The 16,372-nt window shown below is 44.9% G+C and carries 13 protein-coding genes; 7 read left to right on the top strand and 6 right to left on the bottom strand.

The window, feature by feature from the left end:
• Positions 1-29 precede the first annotated feature (29 nt).
• Positions 30-440 (bottom strand): winged helix-turn-helix transcriptional regulator, encoded by a 411-nt coding sequence (locus DRW42_RS00380; protein ID WP_113946851.1) that lies wholly within the window; start codon positions 438-440, stop codon positions 30-32.
• Between the two features lie 112 nt (positions 441-552).
• Here DRW42_RS00380 and DRW42_RS00375 point away from each other — a divergent pair, with 112 nt between their 5' ends.
• From DRW42_RS00375 to DRW42_RS00365, 3 genes are all read left to right on the top strand, one after another.
• Positions 553-1,182 carry a nitroreductase family protein gene (locus tag DRW42_RS00375; protein ID WP_113946850.1) on the top strand — a complete coding sequence of 210 codons (630 nt, stop codon included), beginning with the start codon at positions 553-555 and terminating at the stop codon, positions 1,180-1,182.
• A gap of 11 nt (positions 1,183-1,193) precedes the next feature.
• Complete coding sequence (locus DRW42_RS00370; RefSeq protein WP_113946849.1) at positions 1,194-1,490, top strand: putative quinol monooxygenase; 297 nt, start codon at positions 1,194-1,196, stop codon at positions 1,488-1,490.
• A 193-nt stretch (positions 1,491-1,683) separates the two neighbouring features.
• Positions 1,684-2,427 (top strand): SDR family oxidoreductase, encoded by a 744-nt coding sequence (locus tag DRW42_RS00365; RefSeq protein WP_113946848.1) that lies wholly within the window; start codon positions 1,684-1,686, stop codon positions 2,425-2,427.
• A 245-nt stretch (positions 2,428-2,672) separates the two neighbouring features.
• Here the strand turns inward: DRW42_RS00365 and DRW42_RS00360 are convergent, their stop codons facing one another.
• Entirely contained in the window at positions 2,673-3,647 is a 975-nt protein-coding gene (locus DRW42_RS00360; RefSeq protein WP_113946847.1) for a gluconolaconase, read from the bottom strand.
• 1 nt (position 3,648) lies between these two features.
• Positions 3,649-4,848, bottom strand: a complete 1,200-nt coding sequence (locus DRW42_RS00355) for a PQQ-dependent sugar dehydrogenase (protein ID WP_113947166.1) — start codon at positions 4,846-4,848, stop codon at positions 3,649-3,651.
• A 280-nt stretch (positions 4,849-5,128) separates the two neighbouring features.
• On the opposite strand from DRW42_RS00355, the gene DRW42_RS00350 reads away from it, so the two are divergent.
• Entirely contained in the window at positions 5,129-5,287 is a 159-nt protein-coding gene (locus tag DRW42_RS00350) for a DUF3606 domain-containing protein (protein WP_113946846.1), read from the top strand.
• 37 nt (positions 5,288-5,324) lie between these two features.
• Positions 5,325-8,216: a DNA ligase D gene (gene ligD / locus DRW42_RS00345; protein ID WP_113946845.1), complete on the top strand. Its 2,892-nt coding sequence runs from the start codon at positions 5,325-5,327 to the stop codon at positions 8,214-8,216.
• Positions 8,217-8,700: 484 nt separating this feature from the next.
• Here ligD and DRW42_RS00340 read toward each other — a convergent pair whose 3' ends face one another.
• From DRW42_RS00340 to DRW42_RS00330, 3 genes are read right to left on the bottom strand one after another with little or no spacing between them, the layout of a single operon-like run.
• Positions 8,701-11,931: an error-prone DNA polymerase gene (locus tag DRW42_RS00340; RefSeq protein WP_113946844.1), complete on the bottom strand. Its 3,231-nt coding sequence runs from the start codon at positions 11,929-11,931 to the stop codon at positions 8,701-8,703.
• Positions 11,932-11,943: 12 nt separating this feature from the next.
• On the bottom strand, positions 11,944-13,452 hold the full coding sequence (locus DRW42_RS00335; RefSeq protein WP_113946843.1) for a Y-family DNA polymerase: 1,509 nt from the start codon (positions 13,450-13,452) through the stop codon (positions 11,944-11,946).
• A 3-nt stretch (positions 13,453-13,455) separates the two neighbouring features.
• Positions 13,456-14,193, bottom strand: coding sequence for an ImuA family protein (locus tag DRW42_RS00330; protein WP_113946842.1), 738 nt, complete (start codon positions 14,191-14,193; stop codon positions 13,456-13,458).
• A gap of 408 nt (positions 14,194-14,601) precedes the next feature.
• Here DRW42_RS00330 and DRW42_RS00325 point away from each other — a divergent pair, with 408 nt between their 5' ends.
• Both DRW42_RS00325 and DRW42_RS00320 read left to right on the top strand, forming a co-directional pair.
• Positions 14,602-15,375 (top strand): SDR family NAD(P)-dependent oxidoreductase, encoded by a 774-nt coding sequence (locus tag DRW42_RS00325; protein ID WP_113946841.1) that lies wholly within the window; start codon positions 14,602-14,604, stop codon positions 15,373-15,375.
• Between the two features lie 61 nt (positions 15,376-15,436).
• On the top strand, positions 15,437-16,357 hold the full coding sequence (locus DRW42_RS00320) for a helix-turn-helix domain-containing protein (protein ID WP_113946840.1): 921 nt from the start codon (positions 15,437-15,439) through the stop codon (positions 16,355-16,357).
• Positions 16,358-16,372: the final 15 nt, after the last annotated feature.

Raw genomic sequence — 16,372 nt, 5'->3', positions numbered from 1 at the left:
TCGCGTGTAGCTTGTATGGTTCAAGGCATTTATGGGATTGCATTCCTTAGTTTCTGCTGAAGTTTCAGTATGGTTCCCACCTTGTCATCTGCTAATGCTTTTAATAACTTTTCATTCCCGGGAGGATTATATTTCGATCCCCATATCGTTAGTTCCATTAATATCGGGACCAGTTCGATCCCTTTTTCGGTCAGGCTGAATAAAAACTTGTTCTTTTTTTCAGGTGACACCCTTTTTATAATAAAACCATATTGTTCAAGTGTATTCAATCTGTCGGCTAGGATATTGGTGGCTATTCTTTCATTTGATGCTAAAAAATCACCATAACTATTTTTATCCGAGAGTACCATATCCCTTAAAATGAGTAAGGTCCATTTATCCCCTAGAAAATCGAGTGAAAAACTTACAGGACATCCTGAGCGCTTGGTAATTGTTTTCATGACAAAAAAATGTTTAAATAATACTTGTGTTTTGCAAGTAAAAGCACATCTTTGTTTGCTTGCAAAATGCAAGTAAAAATACAACTAATTTTTTAAATAAGAAAATAAAATTATGTCATTAATAGAAGCCCTCAAATGGCGTTACGCCACCAAAAACTACAACACCTCAAAAAAAGTAGCTGATGCTGTTTTCCAGCAGCTCACTGAAGCCGTTCGATTAGCACCGTCATCGTTCGGGTTACAGCCATACAAGTTCCTGCTTATAGAAGACAAAGCCAAACTGGAAGCAATCAGCGCAGCAGCATATGGACAGCCCCAGATTACCAGCGGTGCACATGTATTGGTTTTAGCAGTTGAAACCAATATCGATGAGCATACCGTGGCCAGTTATATAGACAAGGCAGCTATTGCAAGAAAGACCGCCAGGAAAAACCTTGAAGCCCGTGAGCAGTTCGTAAATTCAGTTATCGACAAACTCGATTATGAGCAGCGTATTGACTGGGCCGAAAAACAGGCGTTTCTGGCTGTTGGTATTTTTGTTGCAGCTGCTGCGGTAGCCCAGGTTGATGCTTCCCCGATGGAAGGTTTTGATAAGTCGGCCATTGATGAAATCCTTGATCTTAAAAGTAAAAACCTCGCTTCCGCCCTACTTTTTGTCATAGGTTACCGTGACGAGGAGAATGAGTTTGCTGCTATCCCAAAAGTGCGTAAAGAAAAAAAAGAAATTTTCCATATCATTTAAATTTTGAACCAATGACGAATACAAAAGTAATCGTGCTGGCAGAGCTGCCTGTATTTCCCCAATATTTGAAGGAGATTAAAGCCCTATCGGCTAAATCCCTTATTCCTACCTTAAAGGAGGCAGGCTGCGAAGCTTTTTACCAGACCTATAAAATAGGTGCGCCAGATACGCTGGTTTTTTTTGAAGTTTTTAAATCGAAAAAGGCGCTTGATATTCACATGAACGCTGAACACACTAAAAAATTCTTCGAAGGTATAAAAGGCAAATTATCAGCAATGCCTGTATCAACAGTTTTAAGTGAAATATAAATTCAAATGGAATATCATTTCGCGATAGAGCAGCCGCAAGCAGTTCCGCTAAAAGTTAATCTGCAAATTGCAGCGCAAATATGTGCTCCCGGCATTTTATAGCCGGTCTAATGTCGTAAGAAAGCAACTGGCATTCCTGGTATTACTCAAGAATGCTTAAACAACGCAAAATTATTAGTTATCAAATAAACACATGGATTTAACAAATAAAACCATACTTATCACCGGCGCAGGATCAGGCATCGGTTTCGCTACAGCACAATCGCTAAGCAAAAAAGGAAACAAAGTCATTATCGTTGGTCGTAATGCAATTAAAATTGAAAAAGCCGCCGCGGAATTAGGCCTGGATTTCATTGTATGTGATGTTACTGATGAACAGCAGGTATTGGCGCTGGTATCAAAAGTGAATGCGCAGTATAAAGATTTAGCTGTGCTAATTAATAATGCAGGGGTAGCAAGCCTCTACAGGCTAGGCGAGAGCGCGAATGCGTATGAGAAATCAAAGCAGGAATTTGAAACAAACTATTTCGCTGTGGTCCGACTCACTGAGCTTTTGTTGCCAGTACTTAAAAACCAGTCAGAAGCTGCGATTGTCAACATCACTTCCAACGTTTCTTTTCATCCATTGGTTTTGTTACCAACTTATTCGGACACCAAGGCTGCGTTGCATTCTCATACAGTCGCACTCAGACTTACATTATCAAGGAATACTAACATCAAACTGTTTGAGGTAATGCCCTCATTGATCAATACAGAAGCAACCAAAGACATGGGTGGCGAAAATGGTCTTCCCCCAAGCGTAGTAGCAGAGAATATTTTTCAGGGTATCACTGCAGATACTTATGAGATATATGTAGGTGAAACAGCCCGGCAGTACGCAGAACATTTCGAAAACCCACTTTCTGCTCTTGAAAAGTTCAATGATGGATTGTATTGACGGTTACAAACGTTAGGACATTGCCGTTTTCTTGAGAGTCAAGAAGCGGCAATGCTTAAGTATTATTGAGACAATCAATGTGTATTATCATCAAAGTGAACTCTTGATTCGGGACGCTATACTTGACTGCCTCCACTTAAGTTGATAAGATATTTAACCTCTCGTATCGCTCAGAGTATTCGGCTTAAATATTTGAAACTGTTTATGCTCATTACCTGCCACCTTTTTCCTGTTGGCCGGATTTTTTAGGGTTTGACAGGTTTATATACCGCTTTCTGGATGGCAAATTTTTTAACCGGCACTTGATTGCTGTCCAACAGTTGATTAAATTGTGCATTCATCACCCAGATATCATTTCCGTTTTGGGTAGCGGTAGAAGGATAGGTGAAACGATCTGTAGCAAGCGTTGACCCGGCTACTTTGGCACTTTTCCAGCCGTCGGTAGAGCTAAGCTGATAAATTTTATCACTTCCTCCGTTTACAACCATATTAAGCGTATTCTTATCGCTTAACAGCAGTCCGTCTGCACCCAGGAAGAACTGGTCAATATCTATTCTTGCTACGCTTTTTGGATTTTTGATATCCACTTTAAAAAGCTGGCCTTTAGCACTGTTGTCTACAATGAGAAATCCATCGGGATGAAAAACAATTCCGTTCAACCCAACGCCTTCAGTTTTGAAAGTTTCATCCCGGCAAAATACAGAAGCCTTTCCATCAGCCGAGACTTTATAGATTACTCCTGCAAAGCTGTCCGTGATATAAGCATTATTCAGAAGGTCAAAAGCTAGATCGTTAGGGAAGTGCTTACCGGGTAAAAGAGTAGAGAGGTCCACATCAGAAAGTTTTTTGCCGGAGGACAGCTCTATTGAGATCAACCTTGCCATCTTGGTCCTGGTAGCGGGACTGGTATATTTGCTGTAATTGGCATCGCCCACACAGGCAAACAGTCGCTTGCCATCGGGATGGATTTTAAGACCATAGGTGGACTTCAAAGTATTCTCACCGTAAAGCACGCTATAAGTTCCCTGTGGAGTAACCTTACCTATATTTCCCAGCCTGGCAGAGGACACGTAATAAACATTTGCAGCTTTATCGAAGGCGATCCCTTCGGGGTAACTTTCCAGTGCCTCAAATTCTATTCTTGGGGTAGGCTCGGGCTTCGTTGCGGCAACGCCTGCAATACAGATCCCGCCCAAAATAACATATGTGATCTTTTTCATTTTAGTTCGTTTTTTTTACTACGTAAATATTACCGGATGCGTCATCCGAAATGTAAATTGTTCCCTCTTTAGTTACTGTAATCCCGGCAGGTCTTCCAAAACGGGAATCCCCCTGTAAAAATCCGGTGAGGAAATCTTCCGCTTTTACTGCTGTTCCATTTTCAAAGTGGATGCGCTGTACCTTGAAGCCTACCGGCTTTTCCGCATTCCAGGATCCGTGCCATGCAACCAGCCCATCTCCCGACCATTCTGTAGGGATATTCGATGCGCCCCTGAAAAAGCTAAAGGCTATCGGGGCCATGTGCGCTGTAAGTTCCAACACCGATGGTTCGGTTGCCTTAACAACTTCTTCTTTTGTATTTCCGGCAGGATCTTCCCGGCTTTTATCTACCTCTCTTTTTCCATAGGCATAGGGGAAGCCGTAATCTGCGCCCTGTCTTATCCGGTTCACTTCTTCAGGTGGCCATTCGCTGCCTTTGGCATCGCCTCCGTTGTCTACTCCCCAGAGTTCTTTGGTTTGGGGATGCCAGTCGAAACCAATAGTATTGCGCAGACCGCTGGCGTACAGTTTTCTGCTCCAGTCCTTTGGATCTACCTGCAGCATTACCGCAGTTTCCTTATCACTCTCCTTACAGTCGTTGCATAACGAACCCACACTGATATATAGCATGCCATCAGGTCCAAAGTCCATGGTACGGTTTGGATGCTGGCCGCCGTCAGGAAGATCTTTGATCAGTGTTTCTTTTCCATCTATATTAAGTGTGCCGTCGGGTTTAACGGGATAACGGCGGACTTCGTTGCTGTTGCACAGGTACATCCAGTTGTCTTTCATGGTAATGCCATGGACACCCTTAAATTCAGACACAACCGTGACCAGGTTTTCAAATTTGCCATCTTTGTTTTTATCCTCCAATAAAAGAACATCGCCTCCATCCCTGCGGGTAACGTAGACATTTCCCGATGGACTGGTATATAACATGCGCGGTTTACCCAGGCCAGAAGCTGCAACATTTACCTGCCACCCGGCAGGAACTTTTAACAGCTTGACCATTTCAGGCTTGAATTCCATTACCTGGGCATACTTGGTTACCGACATGGATCGGGTAACATCTTTGGGCGGGAGACCACGTTGGGCCTGTACACCCAGTGCAGCCGAGATGGCTAGCACTGAGAGGATGATGCGTAGTTTTTTGTTTTTCATATTCCGATTTTCTTTGGTAACATTTCCTTTTGACCATAGGTTTTGAGGAATCGAAATATTTAACACCATTTTGGAATATGAAAGGTGAAATTAGCCTTATAATGGAGCGGTCTGATAATGCATCAGGGTATTTTCATTAGTGATCAAAAATGAATTAGGTTTTTTCGTGCTTGATCGGGTACATGGGTTTTAGCTATGGTAGGCAATTATCATAGCCAAATTAAGTCGAAAACCAATTCGAAAATCTGATGTTCTTATATTAAACTAAAAGAAAAACATTATGGCAAGAGGAACAAAAGTGGAACGTAATTCGGTTTCCAACCAGGACCACGAAATCAACTATGAAGCAAATAAACTGGATGTTAAACCTGGCAAGATAAAAGATGCCAAGGAAACAAGCGGCAATCAGCGAAAAACTATAGAAAAAAAGGTTAAGTAAATACGATGAGCCCCGGTTGGGGCTTTTTTTAGCCTCCATGAAAATCGCAACCTACAACATCAACGGTATCAACGGCCGTTTGGACAATTTGCTGCGCTGGCTTAAAACCACCAGTCCGGATGTGGTATGCCTTCAGGAGCTTAAATGCGAGAACAAGAATTTCCCTGAACAAAAATTAAAAGATGCCGGCTACCATGCCATCTGGCAAGGGGAAAAAAGCTGGAACGGCGTAGCGGTGCTTTCCAAAAACGAGATCAAAGAATTAAGGCGCGACCTGCCTGGCGAGGATAGTGAATATACCCACAGCCGCTACCTTGAGGTTTTTACCTTTGGGATAGTCATTGGCTGTCTTTACCTTCCCAACGGTAACCCTTACCCGGGACCCAAGTTCGAATATAAAAAAAGATGGTTTTCAAGATTATTGGCACATGGCAAAACCTTGTTAGCAACGGGATTGCCGGTAATGTTAGTGGGCGACTATAACGTAATGCCTACGGATCTTGACACCTATAAGCCGGAAAAATACAGAAACAACGCGCTCTTCCAAGAGGAAATCAAAACGGCTTATGCAAACCTGGTTTCGCAGGGCTGGACGGATGCCATCCGTACGCTTTATCCTAGCAAACGCATTTACACCTTTTGGGATTACTTAAGGAAAGCCTATGAACGTGACGCTGGGCTTCGTCTTGACCATTTTTTGTTGAGCGAATATCTTGCGAAAAAACTATCTTCAGCTGAAGTGGACAAGGAGGTCAGGGGATGGCAGGGTGCCAGTGATCATGCTCCGGTATGGATTCAGCTTTCTGATAAGCCATTGGCAAAAAAAACAACTAAAGCCAAAAAAGGCAAAGAGGAAAAAATCTATGGAATAATCCCTGCGGAAAATCGGCATCTACTTGATGAAGCCGAAAAAACCAATATGCCAACAGGGCTAAAACCCATGAAGGCCACTTTGGTTGATGCCCCATTTGATGAACCCGGCTGGCTCTACGAAATCAAATGGGACGGATATAGGGCATTATCCTATTTAAGTACCTCCGGCACTTCAATCTATTCCAGGAACAACTTAGAATTCTCGCAATTTACTTCTGTTTCTGAAACGCTGACGGATCTAAATCTAAATGCTATTCTTGATGGGGAAATTGTAGCACTAAAGGATGATGGTACTGCTGATTTCGGTGCCCTACAGAACTGGAAGAATACCCAGCGATCCAAACTCATCTATTATGTGTTTGATATCTTATGGCTGGAAGGTTATTCATTATTGACGCTTACTCTGGCAAATAGGAGAAAGCTTCTGGAAAAGGTGATTCCCAAAGCTCATGACAATATTAGGATCAGCGAGGCCTATCAGACCAGTGGTATAGATTTTTTTGAGGCCGCAAGAAGAATGAAACTGGAGGGCATCATCGCTAAACGTGCGGACAGCTGCTATTCCGCAGACAGCCGTTCCAGGGAGTGGCTGAAGATCAAGGCTAAGCGAAGACAGGAAGTGGTCATTGGCGGCTATACCCGAAACGAAGGAACCGAGAAATATTTTAGCGCGCTGGCCATTGGCGTGTATGATGCAAGAGGCATACTACATTATATAGGGAAGGTGGGCACAGGATTTAACCAAAATTCCCAAAAAGAACTTATGACTGAATTCGAAAAGATCGCTACCTCTAGATGCCCATTTGAGGTGGAACCCGACGTAGATGAACCTTCGCAGTTTCGCCCTCAGCGCCTGGGCGCAAAACCAACCTGGCTCAAGCCCACGCTGGTATGTGAAATTGAATTTGCTGAACTGACTACTGGTGGCAAGGTGAGACAAGCCTCTTTCAAAGGATTAAGGGCAGATAAAAAGCCCCGGGAAGTTGCGCTTGAATTAGAAAAAGATACCGGATCCATTGTGCATGAAGTTGCCCTAGAACATGATCTCAAGGATAGTCCTAAACAGGCAAAACCTGCAGCAGCACCAACACCTAAAAATGGAAAGGCGCTGAAAACCACCGGCAAGCTTCTGCTGGATGGCACATCCGAAAGGCAGGAGAAAAAAGTAAATGGGCACCTGCTGAAATTCACCAACCTTTCCAAGCTTTATTGGCCGGAGGATAAAGTTACCAAACGGGACATGTTCAACTATTATGATCAGGTTTCTCCACTTATGCTACCTTATCTTTTGGATAGGCCGATGTCCCTCAACCGTTTTCCAGGCGGCATCCATGGAGAAAGTTTTTATCAAAAGAACGTAAGGGAAACTGCACCAACTTGGGCACGGACAATGCCCCATGCCAATGAGAAAGGCGAAGAGAAAAGCTATTTATTGGGCAATGACAGGGCTACTCTTTTATGGATGGCAAGCCTGGGCTGTATTGAAATGAACCCCTGGTTCAGCAGGGCAACCTCACCTGATTATCCCGACTATTGCGTAATTGATCTGGATCCCGATAAAAATACTTTCGAGCAGGTGATCCAGGCGGCTCAGGTTACCAAAGCCATACTTGATGCCATCGACGTTCCGAGCTTTCCCAAAACATCAGGTTCGACCGGTATGCATATTTATATTCCACTTGGCGCCAAATATACCTACGAACAATCTCAGCTTTTTGCCAACATTATCGTCCGGCAGGTAAACAGGGAACTTCCAAAGTTCACTACTTTAGAACGGACAATTTCAAAGCGCGGAGGAAAAATGTACCTTGATTTTCTGCAGAACAGGCCGGGCGCCACGATCGCAGGTGTTTATTCACTAAGACCCAAGCCTGGTGCAACCGTGTCGATGCCGCTATTGTGGGAGGAAGTAAAGAAAGGACTGAAAATGAGAGATTTTACAATTTTCAATGCGATTGATAGACTAAAGGAAACCGGCGATCTGTTTTCAGGAGTTCTTGGTAAGGGAATAGATATGGTGCATGTGCTTTCTGATGCTCAGGCGCATTTCAGTTAATAAATTGGTATATGGTTTACACTTGAAAACTTAATTGCATATTTCACTCAAACTGTACACTCCTTTTCTTTCCAAACTGTACGTGAATCTGGCTGCCGGATTTTTTGCGAAGTCATTCCTTTCCCTCTGAACGCGTAGCGGCTCGGCTGCAAATTTACCTCTTTCCCCAGGCGCTCCTTATCTTTCGGCCCTCTAAATTCAAGCTTTTCTTTGGATCTTCATTCCATCAACCTTCGGGTGAAACTGGGAAATCAGATAAAAAAACGCTCAGAAGCATTTAAATCCAACCTGATGGGCGCAAGATCACACCACGTATCGATTTTACCTATGGGGCTTTAATTTGACCTAAACTTAGAAATTTTATTGGAACTGCCGGGTGAAATCCTATAGATCAGGGCGTACAGCTTGGAGCGAAACAAGGTGTCAGCATAAATGCGAAAACGCGAGTACACTTTCCCGAAATACCCAGCCAGTTCCAAACTAGTCACTTAAAGTTTCTGCCCCCGTGAAATGCCTCTTTCGCCACTTCCTCGCGGACCTGTGCCCGTTTATTCTGCGATGGATAAGGTGCCGTTTTTTCATCACCACGAGCCAAGGTCAGTACCGGCAACTCATCCACTTCTCGTTGCAACAACTTGCCCAGCATTTTTGTAAAATCAAAACACTTGCTAACGATCACGTGCACCACTTTTCCCTCGCGCTGCAACCGGCCTTCCACCATTAGCATCCTTGCATGCAGTATTTCCTTTCGGTAGGTCTCAAATAGTTTTTCAAATACCACCAGATTAGAAGATCCCGTTTCATCTTCTATAGTGATAAAACATACGCCCCCTGCTGTTCCGGGCCGCTGGCGTACGAGTACCAAACCCGCGACCTTTACCAGTTGCCCATCTGTAGAATCATTGTTGATATGATGGCAACTTCGGATATTAAGCATATCCAGTTGTGACCGCACGAAACTCACCGGATGCGCTTTTAGAGAAAGCCCAATGCTGGCATAATCCTGCACCACATGTTCCCCTTTTCCCATAAGCGGCAATTCAACCTGCGTTTCCAGCACACTTTCAGATGCCTGTCCCTTGAAAAGTTCTACTGGCATATCCTGCAAGGCTGAAACTTCCCAGAGCGCCTTGCGCCGATCCATTCCCATCGAGCGAAAAGCATCCGCATCAGCCAATCGCTCCAGTGCCGCAATGGAAACCCCTGCATCGCGAAGCGCGGTAATGCTTTTATATCCTTCACCGCGTCCATTTACCAACGTATCGATATCATCGGCGCGGATGCCGCTGATCTGCCGGAATCCCAAGCGCAGCGCAAAATATTTTCCCGACCTTTCTTCGAGCTTATTATCCCACAGCGAATGGTTGACATCCACCTCTCGCACCTTTACGGTATGTTTCTGCGCATCGATAACAATTTGCGCAGGCTGGTAAAAGCCCATCGGCATACTATTAAGCAGTGCTGCAGCAAAAACATCGGGATAATAATGTTTCAGCCAGCAGGACACATAAACCAATAGGGCAAAGCTTGCTGCATGGGATTCAGGAAATCCATAGCTGCCAAACCCTTCCAGCTGACGAAATATCCGCTTGGCAAATTCTAAGGTATATCCCTTGGCCAGCATTCCGTCAATGAGTTTTTGCTCATATTGGTTTACTAGTCCCTTGAACTTGAACGTCGCCATACTTCTTCGCAATCCATCTGCTTCGGCCGGGGTAAATCCTGCTGCAACGATTGCAATTTTCATTGCCTGTTCCTGAAATAAAGGGACGCCCAATGTCCTTCCCAGGATTTCTTCCAGTTCGGGTGAAGGGTAGACCACAGGCTCTTCGCCACTTCGCCTGCGCAAGTACGGATGCACCATGTCTCCCTGTATCGGCCCTGGCCGAACGATGGCCACCTCGATCACCAGATCATAAAACTCTTTTGGTTTCAATCTGGGAAGCATAGACATCTGCGCCCGGCTTTCGATCTGGAATACGCCAAGTGTATCGGCCAAACAAATCATATCATAAACCCCGGGATCATCCTGGGGAATATTGGCCAGGGTAAAATGCTTTCCATAATGGTCGCGGCAAAGGTCGAACGCCTTGCGTATGCAGGTGAGCATGCCAAGGGCGAGTACATCTACCTTTAAAAATCCGAGGGCATCGATATCATCTTTATTCCACTCGATATTCGTGCGGTCCTCCATCCGTGCATTTAGGATAGGGCACAGGTCGGTAAGCTTGCCTTGCGTCACTACAAATCCCCCGGTATGCTGGCCGAGTTGCCGGGGAAAGCCCATCATCTGGGAGGTCAGCTCCAGCGTTTTTTTTAGGTGCGGATCATCTGGGTTCAGGCCCTGTTCTGTAATCCGTTTTCCCTCGAACCATTCTTCGGTAAACTCCCAAATGGAACTTGAAAGCCTATTGATCGTATCCACGGAAAGTCCCATTGCTTTCCCCACATCGCGGATTGCGCCCTTCTGGTGCTGCTGGGTAACCGTTGCTACGATTGCTGCCCGGTCACGGCCGTATTTATTGTAGATATACTGGATGATTTCTTCTCTCCGCTCATGCTCAAAATCCACATCGATATCAGGAGGTTCGTTTCTGGCAGGAGAAATAAAGCGCTCAAAAAGCAGGTCAAATTTCATGGGGTTAACCGAAGTAATTCCCAAAACAAAACATATAGCAGAATTGGCCGCTGAGCCCCGGCCCTGGCAGAGGATCCCGCGCGACCTTGCTTCACGCACGATATCCTCTACAAAAAGAAAGTAATTGGCATAATCCATCTGCCTCACAAATTCCATCTCATGGTGGATCATCTTAACGACTTTTTCAGGAATCTCTTCACCGTAGAACTCATGAGCGCCTTTCCAGGTCAGGAACTCCAACTCTTCCATTGGACTTCTGCCGCTTTGGTTGATTTCTTCGGGGTAAACATATTTTAGTTCATCTAGCGAAAAATTACAGGCTTCGGCAATGACCATGGTATTTTTAATGGCACTTGGATATTTTCTGAACAATCGCTCCATTTCGGATACTTCTTTCATATAGCGCTCAGCATTCTGGTGCAACCGGAACCCCGCTTCCTGGATTGTACATTTTTCCCGCACGCATGTCAGCACATCCTGGAGTTCCCGGCGCGAGGGATCATGGTAATGGATATCGCCCGTTGCCACAACAGGAATACTGTAACTTTGCGAAAGTTGTGATGTCCTAAAAATCAGTTTATCATCATTTCCCATATAGGATCTGGTAGCCGCCAGATATAACTGCCCACCAAAGGCCTGCTTGTATTCAGCAACCGCACTGATAAAATTCACCTCGTATTCAAACCTGCGGTTTAGCTCTCCGGGCATCACAAGACAGAAGATTATTCCCTTACTATGGGCATAAACATCCGCCCTTGAAATGTGGCAGGAGCCTTTTTCGGCCCGCATATTACCTAGGGTGAGTAGCGCCGATAATCTCCCATAGGCTTCCTTGTCGGTTGGATATGCTAACAGGCTTGGCCCGTCGAGCAGATCCAGCCTGCAGGCCGGAATAAGCTTGATGTTTTTTTCCCTGCATGCCGCATGGGCGCGGACAATCCCTGCCAGGGTATTACGGTCCGTAATCGCTACTTTTTGATAGCCAAAAGCCTCTGCCTGATCCACCAGCTCATGTGCATGGGATGCCCCCCGTAAGAAACTAAAATTTGATGTCACCTGTAATTCACTATAAGCCATAACCTATTTTTTTTATGCAAAAAATCCATGGATAAACCATTTGTATTTATTTTCTACCCCATAGTGTCCGGAACGGAACAGCCAGTAGCGGCCTCCTAGCTCATCCTCTACCTGGTAGTAATCCCGGTGTTCGCCCTGATCCAGCCACCATTCGCGCGCTATGCGTTCAGGTCCATCGGCTTTTGTGACGATATGGCGAACGCCCTTGTAGATAAAGAACTTTGGGGGATGATCAGGGATAATCGCCATCACCTCTATCGGGGCAGGGGTTTTGAGTAGTTCTGTGGGCCGGGGTTTATCTATCCTCCAGGGTGCTGTAGGTTTTTCGGTTACCGAAACCGCTTTGAGTATCGACCGTTCTGGCCAGTACCTTTTGGCAGGCAAATAGCGCTGTATCACCTGAAAACCTACTTTTCCAGCAACACGGTCAAGCAATTTGATAACGCTTTTATCATCCAGGCCCGGTTTTGATGTCCACATCTCTTCCTGGGGAACTTCCACATCATCAACCTTTGGCGCATCCAGCACAAAAAGTTCAATTCCCAGAGCCGGCCTGATCTGATCGATCTTCAGCTGAAAAAGCTTGAACAGGTGGCGGATGTCATGCGATGCTCCGCTAGTCCCGATATCCACCTGTACCACTTTGCCGTCGATCCGGTAACAGGTAAGCACGGCGGATCTTATTCCCTTTCCCTCGCCCTGCATTCGCTTGCATAGCTTTTCCAGCAATTTATTAATGACGATTTCTATCCCATTTCTTGTTTTAATAGGTTCCAGGCAGGCCAGCCTTTCGCTGAATGCAACAGGCAGCTGCAATGGAATGAGTACCTCGTTTTCTGTGCCGATGGCTTGCGCCAAGCGCAAAAGAAAACCATCACCGAATCGCCTGCGCAATACCGATCTGGGCATTCCGATAAAACTTTTGATCTGGTAAAATCCAAGTTTTCGAAGTTTTGCCAACACTGTTTCATCCAGTCGCAGGGCATCCGGCACCAGATTAAGTAAAGCATCTACATGTGCTCCGGCAGGGATCAGTGGGGTTACTGTTCCATAATGCGATACCGCCCAGGCAGCACCAGGCGTATCGGCTATTGCAACGCGCACCGAATAGCCCTTGCTTTTTAACCTGGAAACGATTTCTTTTAAGTATCCGCGTTCCCCGCCCCAAAGATGGCTACATCCGCTTGCTTCAAGCAGCAACCCATCCATCGCAAATTCGTCGATGGCTACTATTGGTGAATAACGCACGCACCACTCGCCAAGTCCCTTGAGCAGTTTTTTTGGCCTTCCGGGTTTATCATCCAGAACCTCAAGTCCGGGGCAAATGGCCTTTGCATCGGCAGCACGCATTCCAACTTCCACACCAAATCCATGTGCCAACCTGCTCACTGCGGTGATCATCATTCGGCCATGGTCGGGCGCTGCAAAAACAAACGGCACGCCTGAAAGCTCAGGCCTGCGGATAAGCTGCCAGTCAGAGAGCAACTGGCGGAACCATATGGAAACAAAACGCCTTTGCATGATCTATCCAATCTGTCTGCCATCCATTTCAGACCAAACAGGTTGTTTTTTGATTTTTTTAATTTCCTGGAATTTTTCTCCCGCCCATTCCAGCACGAAGTTCCCGGGATTGCCATTGCGCACCTTCAGCAGCTCGACCTGCCAGCGGGGGAAACCGAGACCCGGCATTCCATCCTCGGACTGAGAGGGTAGGGGGCTGATCCTCCACCTAGCGGTAGCCACTGTACTTGCGGTTTTATTTTCATCTTTCCGAAGGATAAAGCCGGTTACGCCACTTGATTCAACAGCCAGCTGCAATCTTCTGGATTCGATGAGGGAAAGATTGTTAACTTCAGCCACTACTGCAGCGAGTCCTTCGCACTTTAGCGCTTCTTCGGTGATCCATAACACTTCTTTTTCGGTCTGGACATCCATAAAAATGATGCGTTCGGGCTCAACATTGAAAAGACTTAGCGATGCAGGGAACAAATGGCGCGATGTACTTGCCCATACGCATGCCGCACCGTTTTCCATAAGTACGGCCAGCAGACCTGCGATAAAGCCATCGCTTGCCGCAGAATGTTCTGGAAATACGGTAATAAATTCATGGATTGCTTTTTTGGGGAATACTCCACCAGGAAATGCATCTTCTATATCTCCCAGCCCGATGCGTTCAGCTTTGCCCGAGGCCACAGGCTTAAAGCCCTGCCACAGCAGGATATCCTGCTGCAATTTTTGAAATAATTCTTTTTTAGCATTCATGATATTTGAGATAATTTTATACTATTATTTTTAGTATAACTAAATCATTCAACAAACATAAAGCTAAAATTGTTAGTAAAAAATGAAATGTGGAAAAGATTGCCGTTTTGGTGGAGAATTCTTGGATAGATGCTTCTACTAAATATCTGATATCAGTGGTAAGATTCATGTTATTTCCATGATACCAGAACCCGCAGTTTTTCCCTTAACGGTATGCTTACTTTGGATATTATCAGGTATACCAATCAACTCTTGAAAGAAGCCTTGAGGTGCATTTTTGCCTTGCTGAGAAAATTATCCTGCACAAAAATCATTTTCCTCAATATGGCTACAAAAGTTCTTGATTTGGATACGTGCCCAATTATTTTGATGTCCATCTTTGCTTTATAATTTAATCAACTTACAGTTATGCAATCAAAGGAACAAAAAACTGCACTGGTTTCCGGTGCTAATACTGGGGTAGGATTTCAAATCGCCAAAGCCCTTGCCGATAATGGGTATCTGGTTTACCTGGGTTCCCGGGACTTTCTTAAGGGTGAAACTGCGGCTTCGCAAATCGGTGATAATGCAAGGGCCATCCAACTTGATATCACAGATCAAGAATCTATTGCGGCAGCAGTAAAAACAGTGGGAACTGAATCCGGATACCTGAGTTTATTGGTCAATAATGCCGCAATCTCGCATGCTGGCAAATCAGGAAGGACAATGGAAGAAGTATTAGGATCACAACGGGCAAGCATCGTTGCTATTAACGAATTAAAGGCTGTATGGGAAACAAATGTATTCAGTACGCTGGCCCTTACACAGGCCTTTTTGCCCTTACTTCACAATGCTCGTGCTGCCAGGATTGTAACCGTATCGAGTGCATTGGGCTCACTGACAATCAATTCAAATCCCCAAAATCCTTACCGTTCAGCCTTCGATGCAGCTTATGGCGCATCGAAGACAGCGCTTAACGGGATTTTTCTCTCCCTTGCGATTGACCTGCAGGACACCAATATCAAAGTACACCTTGTCAGTCCCGGCTTCACAGCGACAGCCCTTAATAATTTTCAGGGAACAGATACCGTAGAGGAAGGATCTATCGAACCGGTAAGGGTGGTTTTATCGGAAGATCTGCCGACTGGCAGTTTTACAGGCCCGGCCGGCTTCAGCGGGGCGGACAATATCCTTCCCTGGTAAAAATGGTTTATTTTCAGGCCTGTGATAAGCTGATTGTCACAGGTTTTATTAAATTTAAGTAATGAAAAGTAAAGAAGATAAGCTGATACGCTTTATATCCATATCAGAAAGCCACCAGGCATTTGGCCTGCCTGCGCCACAGCATCCGCTCATTAGCCTGGTACATTTTAATGAGCACAATCCGTTTAACACCGACATGGCGCCGATTTATGATGTGGTAAATTTCTACAAAATTACTTTCATCACAAAAAATAGTGGCAGGCTGAAGTATGGGCAGGATTACTACGACTTTGATGAGGGGAGTATGTTGTTTTTGGCCCCCAATCAGCTGGTAGGGAGTACGGACTATAATAGTAATACCTATTGTTATATATTACTCATTCATCCCGATTTTTTGTTGGGTCATCCTTTGGCAACAAAGATCAGGCAATATGGATATTTTTCTTATTCATCCAACGAAGCGCTACATTTATCGGACAAGGAAAAGCAAATCATTCTTTCCATTTACCAGATTATGGAACAGGAGCTGAACAGCGGTGTCGATGAGTTCAGTCAGGAGGTTGTTATTGCGCAGATAGAATTGATGCTCAGTTATGTGAACCGGTTTTATAAGCGTCAGTTTATTACCCGTAAAGTAGTCAATCATGATATACTACAAAGGTTAGAAACCATTCTGGATCGTTATCTCATTAGTGAAAAATCCCTCAATATCGGGCTCCCCACCGTACAATACCTTTCTGAACAGCTGCATATCTCGCCGGGTTACTTAAGTGATATGCTGCGTTCACTAATCGGGAAAAATGCAAAGCAGTATATTCACGAAAAGCTTATTGAAAGAGCAAAAGAAAGATTGACAACCACTGAGCTGCCTATAAGTGAAATAGCTTATGAGCTGGGCTTTGAACACCCGCAATCCTTTAGTAAACTATTTAAAACTAAAACCAATGTTTCTCCCCTGGAGTTTAGAAATTCCTTTAACTAATAGGGGCTATTAATC

It is taken from the genome of Pedobacter miscanthi (genome assembly GCF_003315595.1).
Taxonomy (GTDB): Bacteria; Bacteroidota; Bacteroidia; order Sphingobacteriales; family Sphingobacteriaceae; genus Pedobacter; species Pedobacter miscanthi.
The sequence above is the reverse complement of the archived record's forward strand: the minus strand, read 5'-3'. Positions and strand labels throughout refer to the sequence as shown.

What these genes read in the sequence shown, in the direction of transcription:
- DRW42_RS00380 (WP_113946851.1), bottom strand. Translation starts at nt 440, where the DNA reads ATGAAAACAATTACCAAGCGCTCAGGATGTCCTGTAAGTTTTTCACTC.
- DRW42_RS00375 (WP_113946850.1), top strand. Translation starts at nt 553, where the DNA reads ATGTCATTAATAGAAGCCCTCAAATGGCGTTACGCCACCAAAAACTAC.
- DRW42_RS00370 (WP_113946849.1), top strand. Translation starts at nt 1,194, where the DNA reads ATGACGAATACAAAAGTAATCGTGCTGGCAGAGCTGCCTGTATTTCCC.
- DRW42_RS00365 (WP_113946848.1), top strand. Translation starts at nt 1,684, where the DNA reads ATGGATTTAACAAATAAAACCATACTTATCACCGGCGCAGGATCAGGC.
- DRW42_RS00360 (WP_113946847.1), bottom strand. Translation starts at nt 3,647, where the DNA reads ATGAAAAAGATCACATATGTTATTTTGGGCGGGATCTGTATTGCAGGC.
- DRW42_RS00355 (WP_113947166.1), bottom strand. Translation starts at nt 4,848, where the DNA reads ATGAAAAACAAAAAACTACGCATCATCCTCTCAGTGCTAGCCATCTCG.
- DRW42_RS00350 (WP_113946846.1), top strand. Translation starts at nt 5,129, where the DNA reads ATGGCAAGAGGAACAAAAGTGGAACGTAATTCGGTTTCCAACCAGGAC.
- ligD (WP_113946845.1), top strand. Translation starts at nt 5,325, where the DNA reads ATGAAAATCGCAACCTACAACATCAACGGTATCAACGGCCGTTTGGAC.
- DRW42_RS00340 (WP_113946844.1), bottom strand. Translation starts at nt 11,931, where the DNA reads ATGGCTTATAGTGAATTACAGGTGACATCAAATTTTAGTTTCTTACGG.
- DRW42_RS00335 (WP_113946843.1), bottom strand. Translation starts at nt 13,452, where the DNA reads ATGCAAAGGCGTTTTGTTTCCATATGGTTCCGCCAGTTGCTCTCTGAC.
- DRW42_RS00330 (WP_113946842.1), bottom strand. Translation starts at nt 14,193, where the DNA reads ATGAATGCTAAAAAAGAATTATTTCAAAAATTGCAGCAGGATATCCTG.
- DRW42_RS00325 (WP_113946841.1), top strand. Translation starts at nt 14,602, where the DNA reads ATGCAATCAAAGGAACAAAAAACTGCACTGGTTTCCGGTGCTAATACT.
- DRW42_RS00320 (WP_113946840.1), top strand. Translation starts at nt 15,437, where the DNA reads ATGAAAAGTAAAGAAGATAAGCTGATACGCTTTATATCCATATCAGAA.